Source organism: Roseateles aquatilis (assembly GCF_002205645.1).
In the GTDB taxonomy this organism is placed as follows: domain Bacteria; phylum Pseudomonadota; class Gammaproteobacteria; order Burkholderiales; family Burkholderiaceae_C; genus Roseateles; species Roseateles aquatilis.
The window spans coordinates 1-20,238 of record NZ_NIOF01000001.1; the positions used below are offsets into that span (position 1 = coordinate 1).

19 protein-coding genes and 1 pseudogene are annotated in these 20,238 nt (G+C 68.7%); 9 read left to right on the plus strand and 11 right to left on the minus strand.

All coding sequences use genetic code 11. The features are described from left to right. Positions 1-372 precede the first annotated feature (372 nt). Both rpmB and rpmG read left to right on the plus strand, forming a co-directional pair. Positions 373-606, plus strand: a complete 234-nt coding sequence (rpmB, locus tag CDN99_RS00005) for a 50S ribosomal protein L28 (RefSeq protein ID WP_088382085.1) — start codon at positions 373-375, stop codon at positions 604-606. Positions 607-628: 22 nt separating this feature from the next. Beyond that, on the plus strand, positions 629-799 hold the full coding sequence (rpmG, locus tag CDN99_RS00010; RefSeq protein ID WP_067273562.1) for a 50S ribosomal protein L33: 171 nt from the start codon (positions 629-631) through the stop codon (positions 797-799). A gap of 131 nt (positions 800-930) precedes the next feature. Here the strand turns inward: rpmG and CDN99_RS00015 are convergent, their stop codons facing one another. The 3 genes from CDN99_RS00015 to CDN99_RS00025 form a co-directional block, all read right to left on the minus strand. Beyond that, on the minus strand, positions 931-1,449 hold the full coding sequence (locus tag CDN99_RS00015; RefSeq protein WP_158218712.1) for a DUF3016 domain-containing protein: 519 nt from the start codon (positions 1,447-1,449) through the stop codon (positions 931-933). Positions 1,450-1,592: 143 nt separating this feature from the next. Then, complete coding sequence (locus CDN99_RS00020) at positions 1,593-2,804, minus strand: DesA family fatty acid desaturase (RefSeq protein WP_238139291.1); 1,212 nt, start codon at positions 2,802-2,804, stop codon at positions 1,593-1,595. Between the two features lie 289 nt (positions 2,805-3,093). Beyond that, positions 3,094-4,362, minus strand: a complete 1,269-nt coding sequence (locus tag CDN99_RS00025; protein ID WP_088382088.1) for an RsmB/NOP family class I SAM-dependent RNA methyltransferase — start codon at positions 4,360-4,362, stop codon at positions 3,094-3,096. Positions 4,363-4,521: 159 nt separating this feature from the next. Here CDN99_RS00025 and CDN99_RS00030 point away from each other — a divergent pair, with 159 nt between their 5' ends. Both CDN99_RS00030 and CDN99_RS00035 read left to right on the plus strand, forming a co-directional pair. After that, on the plus strand, positions 4,522-4,737 hold the full coding sequence (locus tag CDN99_RS00030; protein WP_238139365.1) for a DUF1653 domain-containing protein: 216 nt from the start codon (positions 4,522-4,524) through the stop codon (positions 4,735-4,737). Between the two features lie 10 nt (positions 4,738-4,747). Next, positions 4,748-5,398, plus strand: coding sequence for a DUF1345 domain-containing protein (locus tag CDN99_RS00035; RefSeq protein WP_088382090.1), 651 nt, complete (start codon positions 4,748-4,750; stop codon positions 5,396-5,398). Positions 5,399-5,443: 45 nt separating this feature from the next. Here the strand turns inward: CDN99_RS00035 and purN are convergent, their stop codons facing one another. Then, a complete protein-coding gene (purN, locus tag CDN99_RS00040; RefSeq protein WP_088382091.1) occupies positions 5,444-6,082 on the minus strand; it encodes a phosphoribosylglycinamide formyltransferase in 639 nt (212 codons plus the stop codon). Between the two features lie 139 nt (positions 6,083-6,221). Here purN and trpS point away from each other — a divergent pair, with 139 nt between their 5' ends. The 3 genes and pseudogenes from trpS to CDN99_RS00055 all read left to right on the plus strand — a co-directional run bounded on the left by trpS (position 6,222) and on the right by CDN99_RS00055 (position 9,167). After that, on the plus strand, positions 6,222-7,226 hold the full coding sequence (gene trpS, locus CDN99_RS00045; protein WP_088382092.1) for a tryptophan--tRNA ligase: 1,005 nt from the start codon (positions 6,222-6,224) through the stop codon (positions 7,224-7,226). A 4-nt stretch (positions 7,227-7,230) separates the two neighbouring features. Then, positions 7,231-7,629, plus strand: a pseudogene (locus CDN99_RS00050) (DUF3717 domain-containing protein); the annotation flags it as partial. Positions 7,630-7,784: 155 nt separating this feature from the next. After that, on the plus strand, positions 7,785-9,167 hold the full coding sequence (locus CDN99_RS00055) for an MATE family efflux transporter (RefSeq protein WP_238139292.1): 1,383 nt from the start codon (positions 7,785-7,787) through the stop codon (positions 9,165-9,167). 195 nt (positions 9,168-9,362) lie between these two features. On the opposite strand, the gene CDN99_RS00060 is transcribed toward CDN99_RS00055, so the two are convergent. The 5 genes from CDN99_RS00060 to ettA all read right to left on the minus strand — a co-directional run bounded on the left by CDN99_RS00060 (position 9,363) and on the right by ettA (position 14,616). Continuing rightward, positions 9,363-10,880 carry a sensor histidine kinase gene (locus CDN99_RS00060; RefSeq protein ID WP_169727024.1) on the minus strand — a complete coding sequence of 506 codons (1,518 nt, stop codon included), beginning with the start codon at positions 10,878-10,880 and terminating at the stop codon, positions 9,363-9,365. Between the two features lie 4 nt (positions 10,881-10,884). Next, positions 10,885-11,598, minus strand: a complete 714-nt coding sequence (locus CDN99_RS00065) for a response regulator (protein ID WP_088382094.1) — start codon at positions 11,596-11,598, stop codon at positions 10,885-10,887. Between the two features lie 93 nt (positions 11,599-11,691). Beyond that, positions 11,692-12,255 carry a Spy/CpxP family protein refolding chaperone gene (locus tag CDN99_RS00070; RefSeq protein WP_088382095.1) on the minus strand — a complete coding sequence of 188 codons (564 nt, stop codon included), beginning with the start codon at positions 12,253-12,255 and terminating at the stop codon, positions 11,692-11,694. 192 nt (positions 12,256-12,447) lie between these two features. Then, on the minus strand, positions 12,448-12,894 hold the full coding sequence (locus CDN99_RS00075) for a GtrA family protein (protein ID WP_088382096.1): 447 nt from the start codon (positions 12,892-12,894) through the stop codon (positions 12,448-12,450). Between the two features lie 57 nt (positions 12,895-12,951). Beyond that, entirely contained in the window at positions 12,952-14,616 is a 1,665-nt protein-coding gene (gene ettA / locus CDN99_RS00080; RefSeq protein WP_088382097.1) for an energy-dependent translational throttle protein EttA, read from the minus strand. Between the two features lie 197 nt (positions 14,617-14,813). Here ettA and CDN99_RS00085 point away from each other — a divergent pair, with 197 nt between their 5' ends. Continuing rightward, positions 14,814-16,442, plus strand: coding sequence for an ABC transporter substrate-binding protein (locus tag CDN99_RS00085; protein ID WP_088383234.1), 1,629 nt, complete (start codon positions 14,814-14,816; stop codon positions 16,440-16,442). 166 nt (positions 16,443-16,608) lie between these two features. Here CDN99_RS00085 and CDN99_RS00090 read toward each other — a convergent pair whose 3' ends face one another. Both CDN99_RS00090 and CDN99_RS00095 read right to left on the minus strand, forming a co-directional pair. Continuing rightward, positions 16,609-17,310, minus strand: coding sequence for a hypothetical protein (locus tag CDN99_RS00090; protein ID WP_088382098.1), 702 nt, complete (start codon positions 17,308-17,310; stop codon positions 16,609-16,611). 180 nt (positions 17,311-17,490) lie between these two features. Beyond that, positions 17,491-18,198 carry a winged helix-turn-helix domain-containing protein gene (locus tag CDN99_RS00095; RefSeq protein ID WP_088382099.1) on the minus strand — a complete coding sequence of 236 codons (708 nt, stop codon included), beginning with the start codon at positions 18,196-18,198 and terminating at the stop codon, positions 17,491-17,493. Between the two features lie 503 nt (positions 18,199-18,701). Here CDN99_RS00095 and CDN99_RS00100 point away from each other — a divergent pair. Next, the gene (locus CDN99_RS00100; protein ID WP_088382100.1) at positions 18,702-20,228 is read left to right on the plus strand and encodes a DEAD/DEAH box helicase; all 1,527 of its coding nucleotides are present in this window, start codon (positions 18,702-18,704) and stop codon (positions 20,226-20,228) included. The last annotated feature ends 10 nt before the right edge of the window (positions 20,229-20,238 follow it).

Genomic DNA, 20,238 nt, shown 5'->3' on the forward strand with positions numbered 1-20,238 from the left:
GTGTCTTCGCGGCCGGCGACGTGCAGGACCACGTCTATCGCCAGGCCATCACCAGCGCGGGCACCGGCTGCATGGCCGCCCTGGACGCGCAGCGCTTCCTGGAGCAGGAAAGCGCCTGAGCGACGCGGCCCGCGACCGCCCCGCCTCCGGGCGATGCGCGGGGACGCCGATGCCATGACGGGCCCGCCTTTGCGCGGGCCCTGCTGTTTGTGCTACAGTCTCCGTTTTTCCGAACGACACCCTGTGAAGGGCTTCGGTCGGGGAAAGATGGGTTACCGCCACCCTATTGGCGAGGTGAGGCCGCCTTCCGCGGACCGGCAATCAGGCCGGATCGATGGAAGGTCGCTGGATGACAAGTATCGGAGTGTCCTCATGGCACGCGTCTGCGAAGTCACGGGCAAGAAGCCCATGGTCGGAAACAATGTTTCCCACGCCAACAACAAAACCAAGCGCCGGTTCCTGCCGAACCTGCAATACCGCCGTTTCTGGGTCGAGAGCGAAAACCGCTGGGTCCGTCTGCGCATCAGCAACGCAGCCCTGCGCCTGATCGACAAGAACGGCATCGAGGCCGTGCTGGCCGACCTGCGTGCTCGCGGTCAAGCCTAATCACTGAATCAGGAGCGACACCATGGCATCCAAAGGCGGACGCGAGAAGATCAAGCTGGAATCCACTGCCGGCACCGGTCATTTCTACACCACGAACAAGAACAAGAAGACCACGCCCCAAAAGCTGGAATTCATGAAGTTCGACCCCAAGGCACGTAAGCACGTGCTGTACAAGGAAACCAAGCTGAAGTAATTCAGCCGGTGCGCGGGGCCAAAGCCCTGCCCTCCTTGTCAAAAGAAAACCCGCCTCTCGGCGGGTTTTCTTTTTTTCAGGTCGGCACCTTCTTCACATGACCCGTGCCGACCGATCGAATGCAGCCGCCATCAAGGCTTGGCCGCGACACGATCCTTGCCCACCAAATCCTTCTCGACCCAGTCGTCCAGCAGCTTCTTCTCGTAGCGCATCGGCTCGGTATCGAAATAGCGATTGGCGGACATCTGGTAGTTCAGATCGCGCAGCACGGCCTTGCCGGACTTGAGCTCCTTGCCGTTCTCGCTCAACGTGTAGTTGAACTCGAGACGCGGGATCGTCGCCGAGCGCAGCACCCGCACGCGGTCCATGTTCCCGCCGCGCGGCTCGATCTCGCCGGCCAGGTCCACATCGGTGAACTCCACCTTCAGCTGCTTGCCAGGCAGTTGGCGCGCAGCCAAGGCCTCGATGTGATCGGCCAGCTGCTTCATCGCGGTGTCTCGATCGCGGCTGTTTTCACCGATGTCGCTGAAGTTCTCCGGCTTGGTGAACTTGACCTCGGCCTGCGCGTGCGCGGCAGCCGCCAGCGCGCTCAGCGACAGCGCCACCAGCCCGGCGCCCATGCCGCGGATCAGCAATTTCGAGGCAGTCATGTCAGTCTCCTTGTGTGACGATTCCGACAAATTATGGGCGCTCCAATGAAAAAAGGCGCCCGATGTGGGCGCCCTTTGCATTCGTTCATCAGGTGCTCGGTGTCGGCCATCACTCTGGACGACCTCCAAGCCCCGGCAGCGGATCAGGCACGCACGGCGCGCAGGCCCATCGCGAACGACTTCAATTCGGCGATGCCGCTTTCCTCGGCCTTGCGGCACCAAGCTTGCAGATCGTGCACCAGCTGCTCAGCCGACACGTTCGTGCGCGTCCACAGCTGACGCAGCTCTTCGCGCATCGTCACCAGCTTGTCCAGCACCGGGCTCGCGGCACGGGCGCCTTCCAGTTGAGCCTGGAACGCCGCCGGGATCTTCTCGGCATCACGATGCAGCCAACGCTTGGCCATCTTGAACTGGTGGAACTTGACGCTGTGCTCCTCGCCAGCCGCCTTCAGATGAGCCAGCTCCGCCTTGCAGGCGCCACGCAGCCCACGGGCGTAACGCGCCATCACTTCATAGCGGTTGGCGATGATGGCCTCCAGCGTGTCCTTGTCGGCCACCGCCTTGATTTCGCCAGTGCGCATCTGCGGCGCGGTCTTGCGGACCTTGGCCCAGCCGATCATCTCCATCGCGCGGATGTAGCCCCAGCCGATGTCGAACTCGAAGGGCTTCACCGAGAACTTGGCCGACGTCGGGTAGGTGTGGTGGTTGTTGTGCAGCTCCTCGCCGCCGATGATCAGACCCCAGGGCGACACGTTGGTCGACGCGTCCTGCGCCTCGAAGTTGCGGTAGCCCCAGTAATGGCCGACGCCGTTGATCACGCCCGCGGCCCAGATCGGGATCCAGGCCATCTGCACCGCCCAGACCGAGATACCGATGATGCCGAACAGCGACACGTTGATGATCATCATCAACACGATGCCCCACACCGAACGGCGGGAGTACACGTTGCGCTCCATCCAGTCGTCCGGCACGCCGTGGCTGAACTTCTTGATGGTTTCCTCGTTCTTCGCCTCGGTGCGATAGAGCTCGGCACCACGGGTCAGGACGGTCTTGATGCCACGGGTGATCGGGCTGTGGGGGTCTTCCTCGGTCTCGCACTTGGCGTGGTGCTTGCGGTGGATGGCGACCCACTCGCGCGTGACCATGCCGGTGGTCAGCCACAGCCAGAAGCGGAAGAAATGCGACGGGATCGGTCCCAGATCCACCGCGCGGTGCGCCTGGGCACGGTGCAGGAAGATTGTCACCGCGGCGATCGTGATGTGCGTCACCACCAGCGTGTAAACCAGCACCTGCCACCAGCTCGCGCCGGTCAGGCCGTCGATCAGCCAGCTCAGGATGGCGTCGTGCACAGTCATCAAAACGTTCATTAGGTCCTAACCCTGCTCGCGAGGAGCCAGTTGTCCACAGGAAGGCTCGATTGTAGGCGAGGCACTCTAGATTTCGCCCACGATCAAGGTCGCAAAGATGACGGTCTTTTGACGGTTCCGGACCGGAACCCCCTGACGGCGTGATTGATTGGGCGCCTGATTTCCCCTCGATTCCATGGGGCTTTCGCCCGAACAAGCCCGGGACGGACGCTCCACCCGGGCAATAGTTCGTTAGCAGAATCCCCTTCTCCGGAGAATCCCGCAGCACCGCAAGAGCTTATTTCTTGCGTTCCCAGACCGCGGCGAAGAAGCCATCGCTCTGATGCCGGTGCGGCCACAGGCGCAGATAGCCGTTCTCGGTCAGTTGACCGGCCTGTGCCGGATCGACCTGCGCATGCGCCAGAACGTCCTGGGCCGGCAGTAGCGTGAAGTCCGGATGCGCCTCGGCAAAGGCCTGGGCCACTGCCTCGTTCTCCTCGTCCAACAGGCTGCAGGTCGCGTAGACCAGGCGACCGCCCGGCTTCAGCATCCGCGAGGCGCTGTTCAGGATCGCGAGCTGCTTGTCATGCAGTTCCGTCACGCCGGCGGCGGACTGGCGCCACTTCAGGTCGGGATTGCGGCGCAACGTGCCCAGGCCGGAACACGGCGCGTCCACCAGCACCCGATCGATCTTGCCCACCAGGCGCTTGACGCGGTCGTCGCGCTCATTGGAGATCTGGACCGGGTAGACGTTGGACAGCCCACTGCGCGCCAGGCGCGGCTTGAGCTTGTCCAGCCGGTACCCGGACACGTCGAACGCATACAGCCGGCCGGTGTTGCGCATCGCCGCGCCCAGCGCCAGCGTCTTGCCGCCCGCGCCGGCGCAGAAGTCCACCACCATCTCGCCGCGCTTGGCCTCGGTGAGCAGCGACAGCAGCTGACTGCCCTCGTCCTGCACTTCCACCTGACCGCTGGTGAAGACGTCCAGCTTCTGCAGCGCCGGCTTGCCTTCCAGACGCAGGCCCCACGGCGAATACGGCGTCGGTGTCGATTTGAAGCCCTTGGCCTCCAGCGCCGCCTGCACGTCCTCGCGCTTGGCCTTCAGCGTGTTGACTCGCAGATCCAGCGGCGCGGCCTCGTTGACGGCATCGGCCAATTGCCAGAACTGCTCGTCGCCCAGGCGCTGCTGCAGCGGCTCGACCAGCCATTCGGGCAGGTTGTGACGCAGCTTGGCGGGCAGCTTGGCACGGTCGATGGACTCGACCTGCTTGAGCCAGTGCAGCTCCTGATCGTTCAGCGCACCGCGCAGGAAGGAATCGCTGCCGGCCCAGGCCAGGATCGCCAGCCGCCGGGACATCGGCCCACGGCCGGACTGGGCCAGATGCTGCAGCAGCGCGCGCTTGCGCAGCACCGTGTAGGCGGTTTCGGCCAGGGCATGGCGCTCGCGCTGGCCCAGGGTCTTGCGGTTGCGGAAGAATTCGGAAACCAGGGAGTCGGCTGGCTTGTCGAACAGCAGCAGGCTGTCCACCAGTTCGGCGCAGAGTTCGAGAAGGGCATTAGGATGCATCCCCGGATTATCCCCGGGTCCGCGCGGTTCCCCCGCCCCCTCGCTTTCTCCGCCTCCGCACCGACCATGAGCGCTGTCACGCCCGCCGACGATTCGAAGCCCGCCGAGACCGTCGCGACGGACCCTACGGCGCATGGCGCCGGCGATCCGCTCGCCCCGCTGCCCGAGGCGCCACCGGGACGCTACCGCCACTACAAGGGCGGCGAGTACGAAGTGCGCGGCGTCGTCCGCCACAGCGAGACGCTGGCGCCGCTGGTGCTGTACGCGCCGCTCTACAACGACAGCGGACTGTGGGTCCGCCCCTACGACATGTTCTTCGGCAACGTCGAGATCGACGGCCGCGTCCAGCCCCGCTTCGCGCGGCTGCCGGACTGAGCCGCCCGCCATGCCGCTGCTGCACCAGATCCAGCGCCGCCCTCGCCTGCTGATCGGCGCCGCGATCGGCGCGCTGCTGGCGACCTGCTGGCCGGTCGAGATCCCCTGGCACACCCGCGCGCTGCTGGGCTGGAGCTCCGGCGTGTGGAGCTACCTGCTGATGCTGGGCTGGATGATGTACCGCACCAGCGCCGAGGATGTCGAGGAGCAGGCGCGCGCGCTCGCCGACGGCGTCATCACCGTGCTGGTGCTGGCGACGATCGGCGCGGCGGCCAGCATGGCGGCGATCGCGCTGGAGCTGGCGCAGGTCAAGACGGCCGGCCTGGTCGCGGCCTGGCCGCACCTGCTGGTGGCGTCGGCGACGCTGACGGGATCCTGGCTCCTGCTGCCGGTGGAGTTCGCCCTGGCCTACGCGGCACTGTTCCACAGCGGACCGCAGGCGCCCCATGGGCTGGAATTCCCCGGCGACGAGGAAGCCCCCGACTACACCGACTTCGTCTACTTCGCCGTCACGGTCGGGGCGACGTCCCAGACCTCCGACGTGCAGGTCAGTTCGCGCCCGATCCGCCGCCTGGTGCTGGTCCAGGCGGTGCAGGCCTTCGTGTTCAACACCGTCGTGCTGGCGCTGACGATCAACTTCCTGGCCGGGATGCTGGGCTGAGCCTCCGACCCCGCTGGATCGGCGAGCCCCTCTGGATCGGCTGGATCAGCTGAACATCTGCGGCTCGCCGCCGCGATGGCGCACGCGGGCGCCGTCGACCGCCAGCTTGTCCTCCACGAACCATCGCACCACGCTGGGATACATGCGGTGCTCCAGCGCCAGGATGCGCGTCGCGAGCGCTGATTCGTCGTCCCCATCCAGCACCGGCACCACGGCCTGCGCCACGATCGGACCGTGGTCCAGCTCGGCGGTCACGAAATGGACGGTGGCGCCGGCGACGCGGCAGCCGGCCTCGATCGCGCGCCGATGCGTGTGCAGGCCCGTGAAGGCCGGCAGCAGCGACGGGTGCACGTTGAGCATGCGGCCCGCGTAATGCGCGGTGAAGCCCGGCGTCAGGATGCGCATGAATCCGGCCAGCACGACCAGGTCGGGGTCGAAGCCGTCGATCACGCGCTGCAGCTCCGCGTCGAACGCGACACGCGCCGAATCACCCTTGCCGAAGGCCTGATGGTCGACGACGGCGGTCGCGATGCCGTGCGAGCGGGCGAATGCCAGACCGGCCGCGTCGGGCCGGTTGCTGATCACCGCGGCGATGCGCGCCGGCCAGCCGCCGGCGCCGCAGGCCTTGACGATGGCTTCCATGTTGGAGCCTCGCCCGGAGATCAGGATCACGATGTTCTTCATGGGGCGGCAGTATAGCCAAGGCACCGGCCGGGCCCAACGGCACGGGACGCGCGGCGCGGCGATCCCTACAATCGCCCTCCCGCCGCCCAGCCACCACCCGGCCGCCTCGCCGCCGCGGAATACCCCGGACCTCGCGCCCATGACCGATCTCGCCCCTTCCGCCCCTCGCCAGCGCGTGCTGTCGGGCATGCGCCCCACCGGCGCATTGCACCTCGGCCATTACCACGGCGCGCTGAAGAACTGGGTGCGGCTGCAATCGGCGTACGACTGCTTCTTCTTCGTCGCCGACTGGCACGCGCTGACGACGCATTACCAGCACCGCGAGGGCCTGGAGCAAAGCGTCTACGACATGGTCGTGGACTGGCTGGCCGCGGGCATCGATCCGGCGCAGGCGACGCTGTTCATCCAGAGCCGCATGCCGGAACACGCCGAGCTGTTCACCCTGCTGGCGATGAGCACGCCGTCGAGCTGGCTGGAGCGCATGCCCAGCTACAAGGACATGGTGGCGGAGAACCGCGAGCTCGCGACCTACGGCTTCCTCGGCTACCCGCTGCTGCAGGCGGCGGACATCCTGATCTACAAGGCCGCCTTCGTGCCGGTGGGCGAGGACCAGGCGCCGCACGTCGAGGTCACGCGCGAGGTGGCGCGCCGTTTCAATCACCTGTACGCGCCGTTGCTGCCCGAGCCGCAGGCGCTGCTGACCGAGACCTCGCGGCTGCCCGGCCTGGACGGCCGCAAGATGAGCAAGACCTACGGCAACGCGATCGCGATGCGCGACGCGCCGGAGGTGGTCGCCGAGAAGGTCCGCCGCATGCAGACCGACCCTCAGCGCGTGCGTCGCGGCGATCCGGGCGAGCCCGAGCGTTGCCCGGTGTGGGCGCTGCACAAGGTCTATGCCGACAGCGACACCCGCGCCTGGGTCGAGTCCGGCTGCCGCAGCGCCGGCATCGGCTGCCTGGACTGCAAGCAGCCGCTGATCGATGCGATCCACGACGAGCAGGCGCCATGGCGCGCCCGTGCCGACGAGTTGCTGGCCGATCCGAAGAAGGTCCACTGGATCGTCGAGGTCGGCACGGAGCGTGCCCGTGCCGTGGCACGCAAGACGCTGCGCGAGGTGCGTGGCGCGATGGGACTGGACTACTGACCGCATGGCCGGACTGCACATCACCGACATCGAATCCGCCATCAACTGGTGGCGCCGGCACGCGCCCGGCGACGGCGTCGAACTCACGCCGCCGTTGCATGCGCTGGCGGAGGTCTACGCGTTGATGGTCCACCACCACGAGACCACCTGCGACGAGGACACCATGCCGCACGCGGCGCGCGACGCCTGGCTGGCCTGGTACGACACGACGCCCGACGCGCCCTGCATCGCGATCTGCTCGACCAGCCAGGGCGACGAGCTCTGCAAGGGCTGCGGCCGCAGTTTCGACGAGGTGCAGAACTGGCCGGTCTTCACGCCCGGCGAGAAACGCGAGACGTGGCGCCGCATCACGCTCGAGGGCACCGCGTGGCGCTTCAACCGCTATGCGGAACGGGCGATCGAGAACCGCGGCACGACGTCCGGCGCGTCCGGCGCGACGTCCGGCGCGGCGTCGGGGATGACGTCCGGCGCGGCAACAACGGCGCCGTCAGCGGCGACGCCCAGTGATGGCGTGCCCTCCGGAGCGCCCGCGCCCGCCGGCCCGGGCAAGGACCCGGCTTGAGCGCGCGCCTGCAGAGCCTGCGCCAGATCCTGCCGCTCGCCTGGCCGGTCTTCGTCGGCCAGTTGGCGGTGCTGGCGTACTCGACGATCGACACGCTGCTGGTGGCCCGGCATTCGGCGACCGACCTGGCGGCGCTGGCGGTCGGGTCGGCGGTCTACACGTCGGTGTTCGTCGGCCTGATGGGCGTGGTGCTGGCGATCTCGCCGGTGGCCGGCCAGCTGTTCGGCGCCAAGCGCATGGCCGAGGCCGGCGACAGCCTGCATCAGGCCGCGTGGCTGGCCCTGGCGCTGACGGTCCTCGGCGAACTGGTGCTGTGGTTTCCGCAGCCGTTCCTGGCGATCTCGCAGGTCAATCCGGAGATCGCCGCCAAGGTGCGCGACTACCTGCGCATGCTGGGCGTCGCGCTGCCGGCGGCGCTGCTGTTCACCGCTTATCGCGGCTTCAACACGGCGGTGTCGCGACCCAAGGCGGTGATGGCGCTGCAGATCGGCGGGCTGGCACTGAAGTTTCCGGCGAGCGCGTTGCTGATCGGCGGGTTCTCGATCGGTCCCCTGCAGGTGCCGGCGCTGGGCGCGGTCGGCTGCGCGATCGCGACGGCGATCGTGATGTGGAGCCAGTTGCTGATCGCGCTGCTGGTGCTGCGCCGCGATCCGTTCTACGCGGACTTCGGCTTCGCGCGCACCGGCCTGCACCGCCCAAGCAAGGACACGCTGCTGCGGCTGACCAAGCTGGGTGTGCCGATGGGCGCGTCGGTGCTGATCGAGGTGACGGGCTTCACCTTCATGGCGATCTTCATCGCGCGGCTGGGCACGACGCCGGTGGCCGGCCATCAGCTGGCCGCCAATCTGGTGGCGATGATGTTCATGATGCCGCTGGCGCAGGCCAACGCCTGCAGCACGCTGGTGGCGCAGGCGCTGGGCGCGCGCGACCACGCGGCGGCGCGGCGCCTGGGCTGGCACGGCCTGGAGATCGCGCTGGCGATCGCCTTCGTGATGGGGGCGCTGATCTTCACCCTGCGCGGGCAGGTGCTGGGGCTCTACACCAGCAATGCCGCCATCGTGGCCGCGGCACTGCCACTGCTGGGCTGGTTGTGGCTCTTCCACGTGGCCGACGCCGGACAGACGGTGGCCGCCTTCGTGCTGCGCGCGCATCACATCGCGACGGCGCCGATGCTGATCTACGCCTTCGCCATCTGGGGCCTGGGGCTGGGTGGCGGCTACTGGCTGGCCTTCGGCGACCATGCCATCGCGTTGCCGGCCTTCATGCGGGGCGCGATGGGGTTCTGGAGCGCGGCCTCCGCCGGATTGGCCGCCGCCGCGATCGGATTGGGGGCGCTGCTGGCCTGGGTGCACAGGCGCGAGGCATCGGCCTCTCGCTGACGCCCGGCCGGTCAGATCTCGATCGGACCGGGATCCAGCCGGAGGCTCGGACCGGCCCTCGTCTCCTGCCATCGTCGCAGGTCGTTGTCTTGGGCCGCGTTGTTTTCGGCCGTTGTTCCAAGTCGTCAGATCAGGCCATCACCTCGCGCCGTTACCTCGGGCCGTCGCCTCAAGCCGTCGCCTCGGGCGCTCGCCTCAGGCCGTCGCGAGCGGCAGATCGACGACGAAGCAGCTGCCGCCGCCTTCCCGCGCCTCGCAGCGTACCGTGCCTTGATGGGCGGTGGCGATCTGCTTGACGAGGTTCAGGCCCAGCCCCACCCCGCCCGACACTTCCGCGTGACCGGGCAGGCGGAAGAAGGCCTCGAAGATGCGCTCGCGCATCGGCTCGGGCACGCCCGGGCCGCGGTCGCAGACCTGGATCTCGATGCGCTGCTGGCCGGCACGGCGCAGCTTCACCTCCACCACCGGGCCGCCGTAGCGGCGCGCGTTCTCCAGCAGATTGCGCAGCGCACGGCGCAGCAGCCGGTCGTCGGCATTCAGCGTCAGCTGCTCCAGGCCGGGCTCGACCTCCAGCTCGGCGCCGGCCTGCGCGGCGGACTCCGCGGCGATGGCGATCAGGTCCACCGGCTCGCGCCGCAGCGACTGCGCGCCGCCCTCCAGCCGGCTGGCCAGCAGCACTTCCTCGACCAGCGCGTCCAGTTCGGCGATGTTGGTGTTGATCTCCTGCCCCAACCGCGCGCGCTGCGCGGGGGACGCGTCGTCCAGCATCGCGAAGGCCATCTTCATCCGCGCCAGCGGTGACCGCAGCTCATGGCTGGCGTTGGCGAGCAAGCTCTTGTGAGAGCGCAGCAGCGTCTCGATCTGCTCGGCGGCGCGATTGAAACTGGTGGCCAGCGCCGCGACCTCGTCCTTGCCAGCGTCCTGCACGCGGAAGCTCAGGTCGCCGCCGCCGAACTGCTCCATGCCGGCCTTGAGCGATTCCAGCCGACGCGTCAGCCGGCGCACGACCGGGAAGGCCGCCCCGGCGACCGCCAGGAAGAGCACGGCCAGCAACACCGCCAGCGCCTCGCCGCTCGGGCGCGGGAACCAGCCGGGGAACCATGAGCCGTTGGCCGCTTCCTCGCGGCGCTGCTGCTCCAGCCGGTCCAGCATGCGCTGGCGCATCGATTCGGTTTCGGACCGGGGCTCGCGCTGGACTCGCTCGCGCGCGACAGGCGGGGGACCCGCCCCGTCGATGAACGGATCACGCGGGCCGAAGCGACGCGGCCCGCTCGCGCGACCGCCAGGCTCCATCGCCACGCCCTGACCTGCCGGCGCCGAGGCTCCGGGCGGACGCGCCAGGCGCAGGAACAGCAGGTGCCGGCCGTCGTCCAGCGGAATGCGCTGGATGCGCGTGCCGGGCAGGTCCTCGCGGCGCTCGAACAGCGGCGACGCGCCGATGCGGCGGCCGCGCGAGTCCTCCAGCGCCAGCGCCATGCGCAGCCGCTGGCCCCAGTCCTCGACCGCGTCGGCCTGCTCGTCGGAGGAGGCGGTCGCGGGCGGCAGCGCGCGCTGCACCAGCACCGCCAACGCGACCAGCCGCTCCGAGGCGGCCTGCTCGAAAGTGCCGCGCTCCTGCTCGATGCGGCCCTGGAAGAGCCACGCCGAGCCGAGCGCGAACGCCAGCAACACCACCACGACGGTGATGTAGATCCGAAGGTACAGCGACTTCACTGATTCACTCGAAGCCTTCGGCGTCCTGCTTGCGAGCGAACACGTAGCCGGCGCCGCGCACCGTCAGCACGCGCCGCGGGTTCTTGGCGTCGTCCTCGATGACCGACCGGATGCGCGAGATGTGCACGTCGATGGAGCGGTCGAAGGCTTCCAGCGGATGTCCCTTCAGCGCGTCCATGATCTGGTCGCGCGACAGCACGCGGCCCGGGCTCTGCGCCAGCACGACCAGCAGGTCGAACTGGTGGCTGGTCAGGTCGCAGGCATTGCCGTCCAGACGCACCTGGCGCGCGGCCAGGTCGATCTCCAGGCGGCCGAAGCGCAGCACCTCGTCGCCCATGGCCTGCGGCTCGGTGCGGCGCAGCAGCGCCTTCACGCGGGCCTGCAGCTCACGAGGCTCGAAGGGTTTGGGCAGGTAGTCGTCGGCACCCAGTTCCAGGCCGAGGATGCGATCCATCGGCTCGCCGCGGGCCGACAGCATCAGCACCGGCAGCCGGCGCCAACGCTTGTCGCTGCGCAGTTGCCGGCAGAACTCCAGCCCGTCGCCGTCGGGCAGCATCAGGTCGAGCACCAGCAGCTCGAACTGGCCGCCCTCGAGCTCCGTGCGGCCCTGCGCGAGCGAGCCGGCGAAGCTGACGTCGAAACCGGCGCTGCTGAGGTAGTCGCCCAGCATGGCCGTCAGGCGGGCGTCGTCGTCGATCAGGAGCAGTCGTGGATTCATCGGTCGTTGCGAAGCAGCCACCGCCCTGGCCTGATCGGCCAGGGTTCGAGCCGCGGACTCATCGAAAGTCTGAAGCATAGCTGGCCTTCCCGCTCAACGTTCGGTGAAAGGAGCCGGCAGGGGGTTGTCCGGATGCTGGGACGCATCCTTGCGGTGCTCCATGCGTTGCTTCATGCGGTCCTTCATCTTTTCCTGGCGCTGCTTGATCAGCGCCGCGATCTTGACGCGCTGGTCGGGGCTGAGCACGCGGGACGCATCGATCATCGCCAGGCTGATGCGCTTGGAGGCCACGTCGCGCTGCGCGGCGATCTGCTGGCGGACCTGCTCGACGGCGTTGGCGTCGACGTTGGGCGCGGTGAACAGCGCCTGGGCGCGTTCATGAAGCTGGCGCATCGTGTCGCGCTGGCCCTTCAGGTCATTGCGGGCGGCATCGAAGATCTGCTTGATCTGCGCGCGCTGGGCATCGGAGACGCCGGCTTCCTTCAGCAGACGGCCGTCCATCATCGGGCCGTGACCGCGGTGCATGCCGTGCATGCCGGGAGGCGGGGGCGGCATGCCGGCGCCAGGAGCGGATTGGGCCTGGGCGGACAGCGCGGCCAGGCTCACCATCGCGGCGATGCCCAGCATCTTCAGGGGGTGGGAGAAGCGCTTGACCATCTCTGTACTCCAGTTTGTTCGGGGGTGAAGAGATCGTCGCCGGGTGACGTTAGGAGGCCGTGGGCGCCCTGTAAAGAAACTTGAAATGAATCGAAGAGACTTGACGCGCGCCCCGGTCGTGGACACGAAGGTGTCGCGCCGGTTGCGGGTCAGGTCTTTCCCGACAGGTTCGGAGACCTGGCCAGACGGTGCTCAACGTCCGTCATCGGGCCGCATCGCCCACAGCGCGTTGAAGCCGAAGTTGGACAGCAGCACCAGCGCGGTGACGATCGGCTGCGCGACATACGGATGCAGCCCCAGCCGCAGCAGGCCCCACATGCCCAGCGCGTTCAACATCCAGCCCAGGCTGGCGACCGCCGCGAAGCGCGGCGCATGGTGGCCGTGCCGGCCGCGCACGCCGAAGGTGAACCGCGCGTTCAGCACATAGCTGGCGATCGCGCCGACGAAGGCGCCGCCCGCCGACGCGGCGACCGCGCCCCACCCCGCCAGATGCAGCAGCAGGAGCGCGACCAGGTAATGCACCGCGGTCGCGGCGCCGCCGACCAGCACGAAGCGCCCGAAGCGCCCCAGGGACAGCGCGTGCCATGCCTGGCGCGCCGCGGGCGCTTCGTGGGGTGTCGGGGACGGGGAGTCCGCCATCGCGTCGTTCCTCGGCCGCGCCGGACGGTGCGGCCTGGTGGACAGCCCGGGAGGGCGTCAGGCGATGGGCTTGAAGCGCACGCGCTTGGGACGCGCGCCTTCCTCGCCCAGGCGCTTCTTCTTGTCGGCTTCGTACTCGTGGAAGTTGCCGTCGAAGAAGAACCACTGCGAGTCGCCCTCGCACGCCAGGATGTGGGTGCAAATGCGGTCCAGGAACCAGCGATCGTGGGAGATCACCATCGCCGAGCCGCCGAACTCCAGCAGCGCCTCTTCCAGCGCGCGCAGGGTTTCGACGTCCAGGTCGTTGGACGGCTCGTCGAGCATCAGCACGTTGCCGCCCTGCGCCAGCGTCTTGGCCAGGTGCAGGCGGCCGCGCTCGCCGCCGGACAGTTGGCCGACCATCTTCTGCTGGTCGTTGCCCTTGAAGTTGAAGCGGCCGATGTAGGCGCGCGACGGCATCACGAACTTGCCCACGATGATGTTGTCCAGACCGCCGGAGACGTCTTCCCAGACCGTCTTGTTGGCGTCCAGGCTCTGGCGGCTCTGGTCGACGAAGGCCAGCTTGGCGGTCTTGCCGATCTTGACGGTGCCGCTGTCCGGCTGCTCGACGCCCTGGATCATGCGGAACAGCGTCGATTTGCCGGCGCCGTTCGGGCCGATGATGCCGACGATCGCGCCGGGCGGCACCTTGAACGACAGGTTGTCGATCAGCACGCGGTCACCGAAGGACTTGGTGACGCCTTCGAACTCGATGACCTCGTTGCCCAGGCGCTCGGCCACGGGGATGAAGATCTCGTTGGTCTCGTTGCGCTTCTGGTATTCGACGTCGCTCAGTTCCTCGAAGCGGGCCAGACGCGCCTTGCTCTTGGCCTGACGGCCCTTCGCGTTCGAGCGCACCCACTTCAGTTCTTCCTTCATCGCCTTGGCGCGCGCGTCCTCGGACTTCTGCTCCTGTTCCAGGCGGCGTTCCTTCTGGTCCAGCCAGTCGGAGTAATTGCCCTTCCACGGGATGCCGTGGCCGCGGTCCAGTTCCAGGATCCATTCGGCGGCGTTGTCCAGGAAGTAGCGATCGTGGGTGATCGCGACGACGGTGCCGGGGAAACGCGACAGGAACTGCTCCAGCCACTCGACCGATTCGGCGTCCAGGTGGTTGGTCGGTTCGTCGAGCAGCAGCATGTCGGGCTTGGACAGCAGCAGGCGGCACAGCGCGACGCGGCGCTTCTCGCCGCCGGACAGCACGCCGATGTTGGCGTCCCAGGGCGGCAGGTTCAGCGCGTCGGCGGCCAGCTCCAGCTGCAGGTCGGTGTTCTCCGAGCCGGCGGCGGCGATGATGGCTTCCAGCTCGCCCTGCTCGGCGGCCAGGGCGTCGAAGTCGGCGTCCTCCTCGGCGTAGGCGGCGTAGACCTCGTCCAGGCGCTTCTTGGCGGCGAGCACGCCGCCGATGCCTTCCTCGACCGCTTCACGCACGGTCTGGTCCGGGTTCAGCTGCGGCTCCTGCTCCAGGTAGCCGATCTTGATGCCGGGCATCGGCACGGCCTCGCCCTCGATCTCCTTGTCGACGCCGGCCATGATCTTCAGCAGCGTGGACTTGCCCGAGCCGTTCAGGCCCAGCACGCCGATCTTGGCGCCGGGGAAGAAGGACAGCGAGATGTTCTTGAGGATGTGGCGTTTGGGAGGAACCGTCTTGTTGACGCGGTTCATCGAAAAGACGTATTGAGCCATGGCGATGGTTCTTCAGCGTTTCGTGGGTTACCGGGGCCGGTCGGCGGCCTGCGAAAGAGGCGCCGTGGCGAGCATGGGCGCAGCGTCGCCCGGGCAATAGTCGCGCATTGTCGCAGCTTCCGCCCCTGCCCCTAAACTCGATCGCCTCGCCCCCTGCCTCCCCCGGCCTCTCCCGCCCCGCCACCGAGATGTCCACCATGCCGTCCCCCTCCCTCTCCGCCCGTTCCCACCGCCGCGCAGGTGCGGCGGCGCCCGCGCTGGTCGCGACGCTGTGCGCCGCGCTGGCCCTGTCCGCCGGCGTCCAAGCGCAGACGCTGCGCTGGTCGACCCAGGGCGACATGCAGACCGCCGACCCCCACGCGCAGAACGAGATCATCACCAACGCGATGAACGGACAGGTCTATGAGCGCCTGGTCTCGCGCGACCGCAACCTCGCCCTGGTGCCGGGTCTTGCCACCGAGTGGACGCAGGTCAAGCCGACGCTGTGGCGCTTCAAGCTTCGCCAGGGCGTGAAGTTCCAGGACGGGACGCCCTTCACCGCCGACGACGTGGTGTTCTCGGTCAACCGCGCCAAGGACCCGAACTCGCAGATCAGCGTCTACGCCGAGGCGGTGGGGACGCCGCGCAAGATCGACGACCACACGGTCGAGTTCCAGCTCGCCAAGGTCAATCCGATCTTCCTGCAGCACATCGACCTGCTTTTCATCATGAGCCGCAAGTGGAGCGAGGCACACAACGTCGCCAAGCCGCAGAACTTCAAGGACAAGCAGGAGACCTACGCCGCGACCCACTCGAACGGCACGGGCCCCTACGCCATGGTCAGCCGCGAGCCCGGCATCAAGACCACCTTCAAGCGCAACCCGGCGTGGTGGGGCAAGTTCGAGGGCAACGTGCAGGAGGCCGTCTACACGCCGATCGGCAACGACGCGACGCGGCTGGCCGCGCTGGTCTCGGGCGAGATCGACTTCGTGCAGGACCCGGCGCCGCGGGACATCCCGCGCCTGAAGCAGACGCCGGGCGTGAAGGTGCAGGAAGGGCCGGAGAACCGCATCGTCTTCATCGGCATGGACCAGGCCCGCGACAAGCTGCTGTACGGCAAGGTGCCCGGCGACAGGAACCCGTTCAAGGACCTGCGCGTGCGCCAGGCGCTGTACCAGGCGGTCGACATCGAGACGCTGCGCGCCAAGCTCATGAACGGCCTGAGCCTGCCCACGGGCGGGCTGACGCCGTCGCCGCTGGGCGCGTTCGGGGATCCGCAGCTGGAAACGCGGCTGCCCTTCGACCTGGCCGCGGCGCGCAAGCTGATGGCGGACGCGGGTTATGCCAACGGCTTCGAGGTCACGCTCGATTGCACCAACAACCGCTACATCAACGACGAGCGCATCTGCCTGGCGCTGGCCTCGATGTGGGCGCAGATCAAGGTGAAGGTCAACGTCAACGCGCAGCCGCGGGTGCTGATGTTCCCCAAGCTGGAGAAGCTGGACACCAGCCTCTACCTGTACGGCTGGGGCGGCAGCATCACCGACGCCGAGACGGCGCTGACGCCGCTGATGCGCAACCGCGGCGACAAGTCGGTGGGCCAGTACAACTTCGGCAACTGGAAGGACGACCAATTCGACCAGTTGGCCGCCGCCTCCAGCGAGGAGGCCGATCCGGCCAGGCGGCAGGCGCTGATCAAGAGCGCGCTGCAGGCATTCCGCGCGCAGGTGCACCTGATCCCGCTGCACCGCCAGATGATCCCGTGGGCGACGCGGGCGAACGTCACCGTTGCGCATCGCCCGGACAACTGGTTCGAGCTGAAATGGGCGAGCGTGGCGGCGAAGTGACGCCGGCCACGCCCGATCGCCCGATCGCCCGACCGCTCGATCGCTCGATCGCTTGATCGCTTGATCGCGCCCGAGCGGGCCTTGGGCGCGTGCCCCGAACGCGGGCCTGGAGCGACGGGCCTTTGAGCCTGCCCCTGAGGCCCGAGGGCCCGAGCCACTCGCGGACTCAGGCCGGCACGGCGACGCCGGCGATCGTGTCGTTGCTGCTGCCGGAGCCGCTGGACGAGGCGGCCGCGGTGCCGATCGTCGAGCTGCCCGTCGAGCTACCGGACGAACTGCCCGACGACGAGGACGAGCCGCCGCCGTGATGGTGGTGATGCCCGTGGTGCCCGCGCGCACCGCCCGCGCCACCGGGACCGCCCGGCCCTTGCTGGCCCTGCTGGCCCTGCTGGCCGTCCTGCGCGACCTGCGTCGACGGGCCCGCGCCGTCCTTGGCCGCCTCCAGCACCTGCTTGAAGGCATCGATCTCGTCGCTGCCGAGCTTGCCGTCGCCGTTCGTGTCGATAGCGTCGAACAGCTTCTTCGCGGCCTCCTGAAGCGAGATCGAGTCGGACGACGACGCGGTGGACGACGTCGCCGCCGCGCCGCTGGTCGCTCCGGTCGCATCGCTCGACGGCGACGAAGAGCTCCCGTCCGACGCGCCGTTGGACGCGAACTGCTGCGTGCTCAGGAACATCAGGAACTCCGGCGGCGGGCCCGACGGCGGACCGGACGGGCGGCCATCCCGCGCGTCGTCTGCGCTGTCCGTGGGTTGCGAGCCACCGGTGCTCGCGGTGGCGGCGGTCGAGGTCGTGGCGGCGGCGCCGCCGACGTTCAACCATTGGCCGGCACGCTGCCAGCCACCGCCCGAGGATGAGGTCACGTTCATCAGGGAACTCCTACGCGGTGAATGGTCATGGACACCTGCCCGCACCGCGACGGCGGCAGCATCCTCTCGGCCAGTGTTTCGGCCGATCGGGGAACCCGTTGATGGCGAAGATGTAGCGGCGCCGTGTCCAGATCGACACAAACCCGCGCGCCGGCCGTCGCGAACGGCCCGCGCGCGCGGCTACCGCAGCGGCGGATCGAAGAGATACCCGATGCCGCGCACCGTGCGTATCAGCGGCGAGCTCGGGTCGTCGTTCAGCTTCTGGCGCAGCCGCGAGACCATCAGGTCCACGCTGCGCTCCAGCGCCGTGACACCGTCGCCGCGCGCCAGGTGCAGCAGCTCCTGGCGTTGCAGCACGCTGTGCGGGCGCTCCAGGAAGGCCCGCAGCAGCTTGTATTCGCTCTGCGAGAGCACCACGCAGAACCCGCCCGGGCCAGTCAACCGCCGCGTCATCGGCTCCAGCCGGAAGCGGCCAAACAACAACACCTCCGCCGCGTCGCCCTCGCGGGGCCGCAGCAGCGCGCGGATGCGGGCCTGCAGCTCGCGCGGCTCGCCGTCCTTGCCCAGCACCGAGTCCGCGCCGCGCTCCAGCGCCAGCACCCGCTCCAGCGTGCTGTCCTGCTGCAGCAGCACGATCACCGGCAGCCGCGATCGCTGCCGCAGCCGGGTCAACGCGCCCCAGCCCGCCTCGCGGGCATCGCTGGGATCGAGCAGCGCCAGGTCCACCGGCAGCAGCGGCACGCGGTCCAGCAGCGCCGGCTCGCTGCTGTCGGTGACACGGTAGCCCCAGGCCCGCAGCAGCGCGGCGCACCGCAGGCGCGCATGGCTGTCGGGGTCCAGCAGCAGCAGGTGGGTACCCGCGGCGGGATCGGGAAACGGGGCGGTCATGGGCAACTGCTTCAAGTGGGCACTGGCGCAAGACTATGCCGCCGCAAACCCGCCGGAAGCTCGATCTGGACGGGCCTCGCGGTGCTTTTTACCCGCGCTTAACCGACCTGAAACACGGCTGCGGACGCTGACACGTCGCGCCCCCGAACGAGGCGTTTTTTGCCCGATCCACCCTGATCGGCGCCTTGCGCGCGGCTTGCGCGAAGCTGTCCGCGGCCGATTCACGCGGTCCATGCCGACGGCGTCACGCGACGGCGATCGGCATGGCGCCGCGTCGCCGCCTGGCCTGGGATTTCCTGCGCGCGCGCCTCCATGGGCGGCAGGCCTTGACACGGCGCGACGGACCCCGCTCGGCTACAATGCGCCCCATCGCCGTGGCTCAGTCTTGCCACGGCTTTCATGTTTTTGAGCTCACGCTCCCACGGCAGCCGAAGACTGGCGTCGCTCCTCCCCGGACCGACGTGCTGCACAAAAGCTCTCTCGAGCAAAGAACAAAGCGGCCTATGAGTTTTGATGCACTGGGACTGTCCCAGCCTATCCTCCGCGCGATCGCCGACGCCGGTTACACCTCCCCCACCCCCATCCAGAGCCAAGCGATTCCCGCCGTCCTGTCCGGCGGCGACCTGATGGCCGGCGCCCAGACCGGCACCGGCAAGACGGCCGGCTTCACCCTCCCCGTCCTCGAGCGTCTGTCGGCCGGCAAGCCGATCCGCGATGCCCGCGGCCGCACCGCGATCCGCGCGCTGGTGTTGACGCCCACGCGCGAGCTCGCCGCGCAGGTCGAGGAAAGCGTGCGCACCTACGGCAAGTACCTGCCGCTGACGAGCATGGTCATGTTCGGCGGCGTCGGCATGCAGCCGCAGATCGACAAGCTGCGCAAGGGCGTCGACATCCTGGTGGCCACGCCCGGCCGCCTGCTCGACCACGCGCAGCAAGGCACGCTGGACCTGTCGCAGGTCCAGATCCTGGTGCTGGACGAAGCCGACCGCATGCTCGACATGGGCTTCATCCACGACATCAAGAAGGTGCTCGCGCTGCTGCCCAAGAAGAAGCAGAGCCTGCTGTTCTCGGCCACCTTCAGCGACGACATCAAGGCCCTGGCCGACCGCCTGCTGGACAAGCCGGGCCTGATCGAGGTCGCCCGCCGCAACGCGACGGCCGACACCATCGCGCAGAAGATCCACCCGGTCGACCGCGACAGGAAGAAGGACCTGCTGGCCCACTTGATCCGCGAGCAGGACTGGCATCAGGTGCTGGTGTTCACGCGGATGAAGCACGGCGCCAACCGTCTGGCCGAGTTCCTGGACAAGCAGGGCATCACCGCGATGGCGATCCACGGCAACAAGAGCCAGGGCGCCCGGACCAAGGCGCTGGCCGAGTTCAAGAGCGGCGACCTGCAAGTGCTGGTGGCGACCGACATCGCCGCGCGCGGCATCGACATCGACCAGTTGCCGCACGTCGTCAACTACGAGCTGCCCAACGTCGCCGAAGACTACGTGCACCGCATCGGCCGCACCGGCCGTGCCGGCGCGCAAGGCGAGGCGCTGTCGCTGGTCTGCATCGACGAGGAAGGCTTCCTGCGCGACATCCAGAAGCTGATCAAGCGCGAGATCCCGCGCGAGGTCGTGCCTGGCTTCGAGCCGGATCCCAACGCCAAGCCCGAGCCGATCGTGCTGGGCCGCATGGTGCTCAACGGCGGCCTGGGCAAGTCGTCGGGCTCGCCGCGTCCGTCGGGCGGCGGCGGTCGTCGCGGTGGCGGCGGTGGCGGTGGCGGCCGTTCGCAGGCGCAGGGCCAGGGCCGTCCGCAAGGCGGCGGCCAGGGTCAGGGCCAGCAGCGTCAGGCCCAGGGCGGTCAACGCCAGGGCGGCCAGCCGCAAGGCCAGGGCCAACGTCAGGCGCAAGGCCAGGGCGGTGGCCAGGGCCAGGGCCAGGGCCAGCGTCAAGGTGAACGCCGCGGTGGCGGCGGCCATGGCAACCAGGGCAACCGCCCGGCCGGTGCCGCGCTGACCCGCCCCAAGTCGAACTCCTGATCGACCGTTG

Excerpts from the sequence above, each read along its gene's own strand:
- CDN99_RS00035 (WP_088382090.1), top strand. The coding sequence starts at position 4,748 with ATGCCGCTGCTGCACCAGATCCAGCGCCGCCCTCGCCTGCTGATCGGC.
- CDN99_RS00020 (WP_238139291.1), bottom strand. The coding sequence starts at position 2,804 with ATGACTGTGCACGACGCCATCCTGAGCTGGCTGATCGACGGCCTGACC.
- CDN99_RS00100 (WP_088382100.1), top strand. The coding sequence starts at position 18,702 with ATGAGTTTTGATGCACTGGGACTGTCCCAGCCTATCCTCCGCGCGATC.
- CDN99_RS00015 (WP_158218712.1), bottom strand. The coding sequence starts at position 1,449 with ATGACTGCCTCGAAATTGCTGATCCGCGGCATGGGCGCCGGGCTGGTG.
- trpS (WP_088382092.1), top strand. The coding sequence starts at position 6,222 with ATGACCGATCTCGCCCCTTCCGCCCCTCGCCAGCGCGTGCTGTCGGGC.
- CDN99_RS00065 (WP_088382094.1), bottom strand. The coding sequence starts at position 11,598 with ATGAATCCACGACTGCTCCTGATCGACGACGACGCCCGCCTGACGGCC.
- purN (WP_088382091.1), bottom strand. The coding sequence starts at position 6,082 with ATGAAGAACATCGTGATCCTGATCTCCGGGCGAGGCTCCAACATGGAA.
- rpmG (WP_067273562.1), top strand. The coding sequence starts at position 629 with ATGGCATCCAAAGGCGGACGCGAGAAGATCAAGCTGGAATCCACTGCC.
- CDN99_RS00095 (WP_088382099.1), bottom strand. The coding sequence starts at position 18,198 with ATGACCGCCCCGTTTCCCGATCCCGCCGCGGGTACCCACCTGCTGCTG.
- rpmB (WP_088382085.1), top strand. The coding sequence starts at position 373 with ATGGCACGCGTCTGCGAAGTCACGGGCAAGAAGCCCATGGTCGGAAAC.
- CDN99_RS00070 (WP_088382095.1), bottom strand. The coding sequence starts at position 12,255 with ATGGTCAAGCGCTTCTCCCACCCCCTGAAGATGCTGGGCATCGCCGCG.
- CDN99_RS00025 (WP_088382088.1), bottom strand. The coding sequence starts at position 4,362 with ATGCATCCTAATGCCCTTCTCGAACTCTGCGCCGAACTGGTGGACAGC.
- CDN99_RS00075 (WP_088382096.1), bottom strand. The coding sequence starts at position 12,894 with ATGGCGGACTCCCCGTCCCCGACACCCCACGAAGCGCCCGCGGCGCGC.
- CDN99_RS00085 (WP_088383234.1), top strand. The coding sequence starts at position 14,814 with ATGCCGTCCCCCTCCCTCTCCGCCCGTTCCCACCGCCGCGCAGGTGCG.
- CDN99_RS00090 (WP_088382098.1), bottom strand. The coding sequence starts at position 17,310 with ATGAACGTGACCTCATCCTCGGGCGGTGGCTGGCAGCGTGCCGGCCAA.
- ettA (WP_088382097.1), bottom strand. The coding sequence starts at position 14,616 with ATGGCTCAATACGTCTTTTCGATGAACCGCGTCAACAAGACGGTTCCT.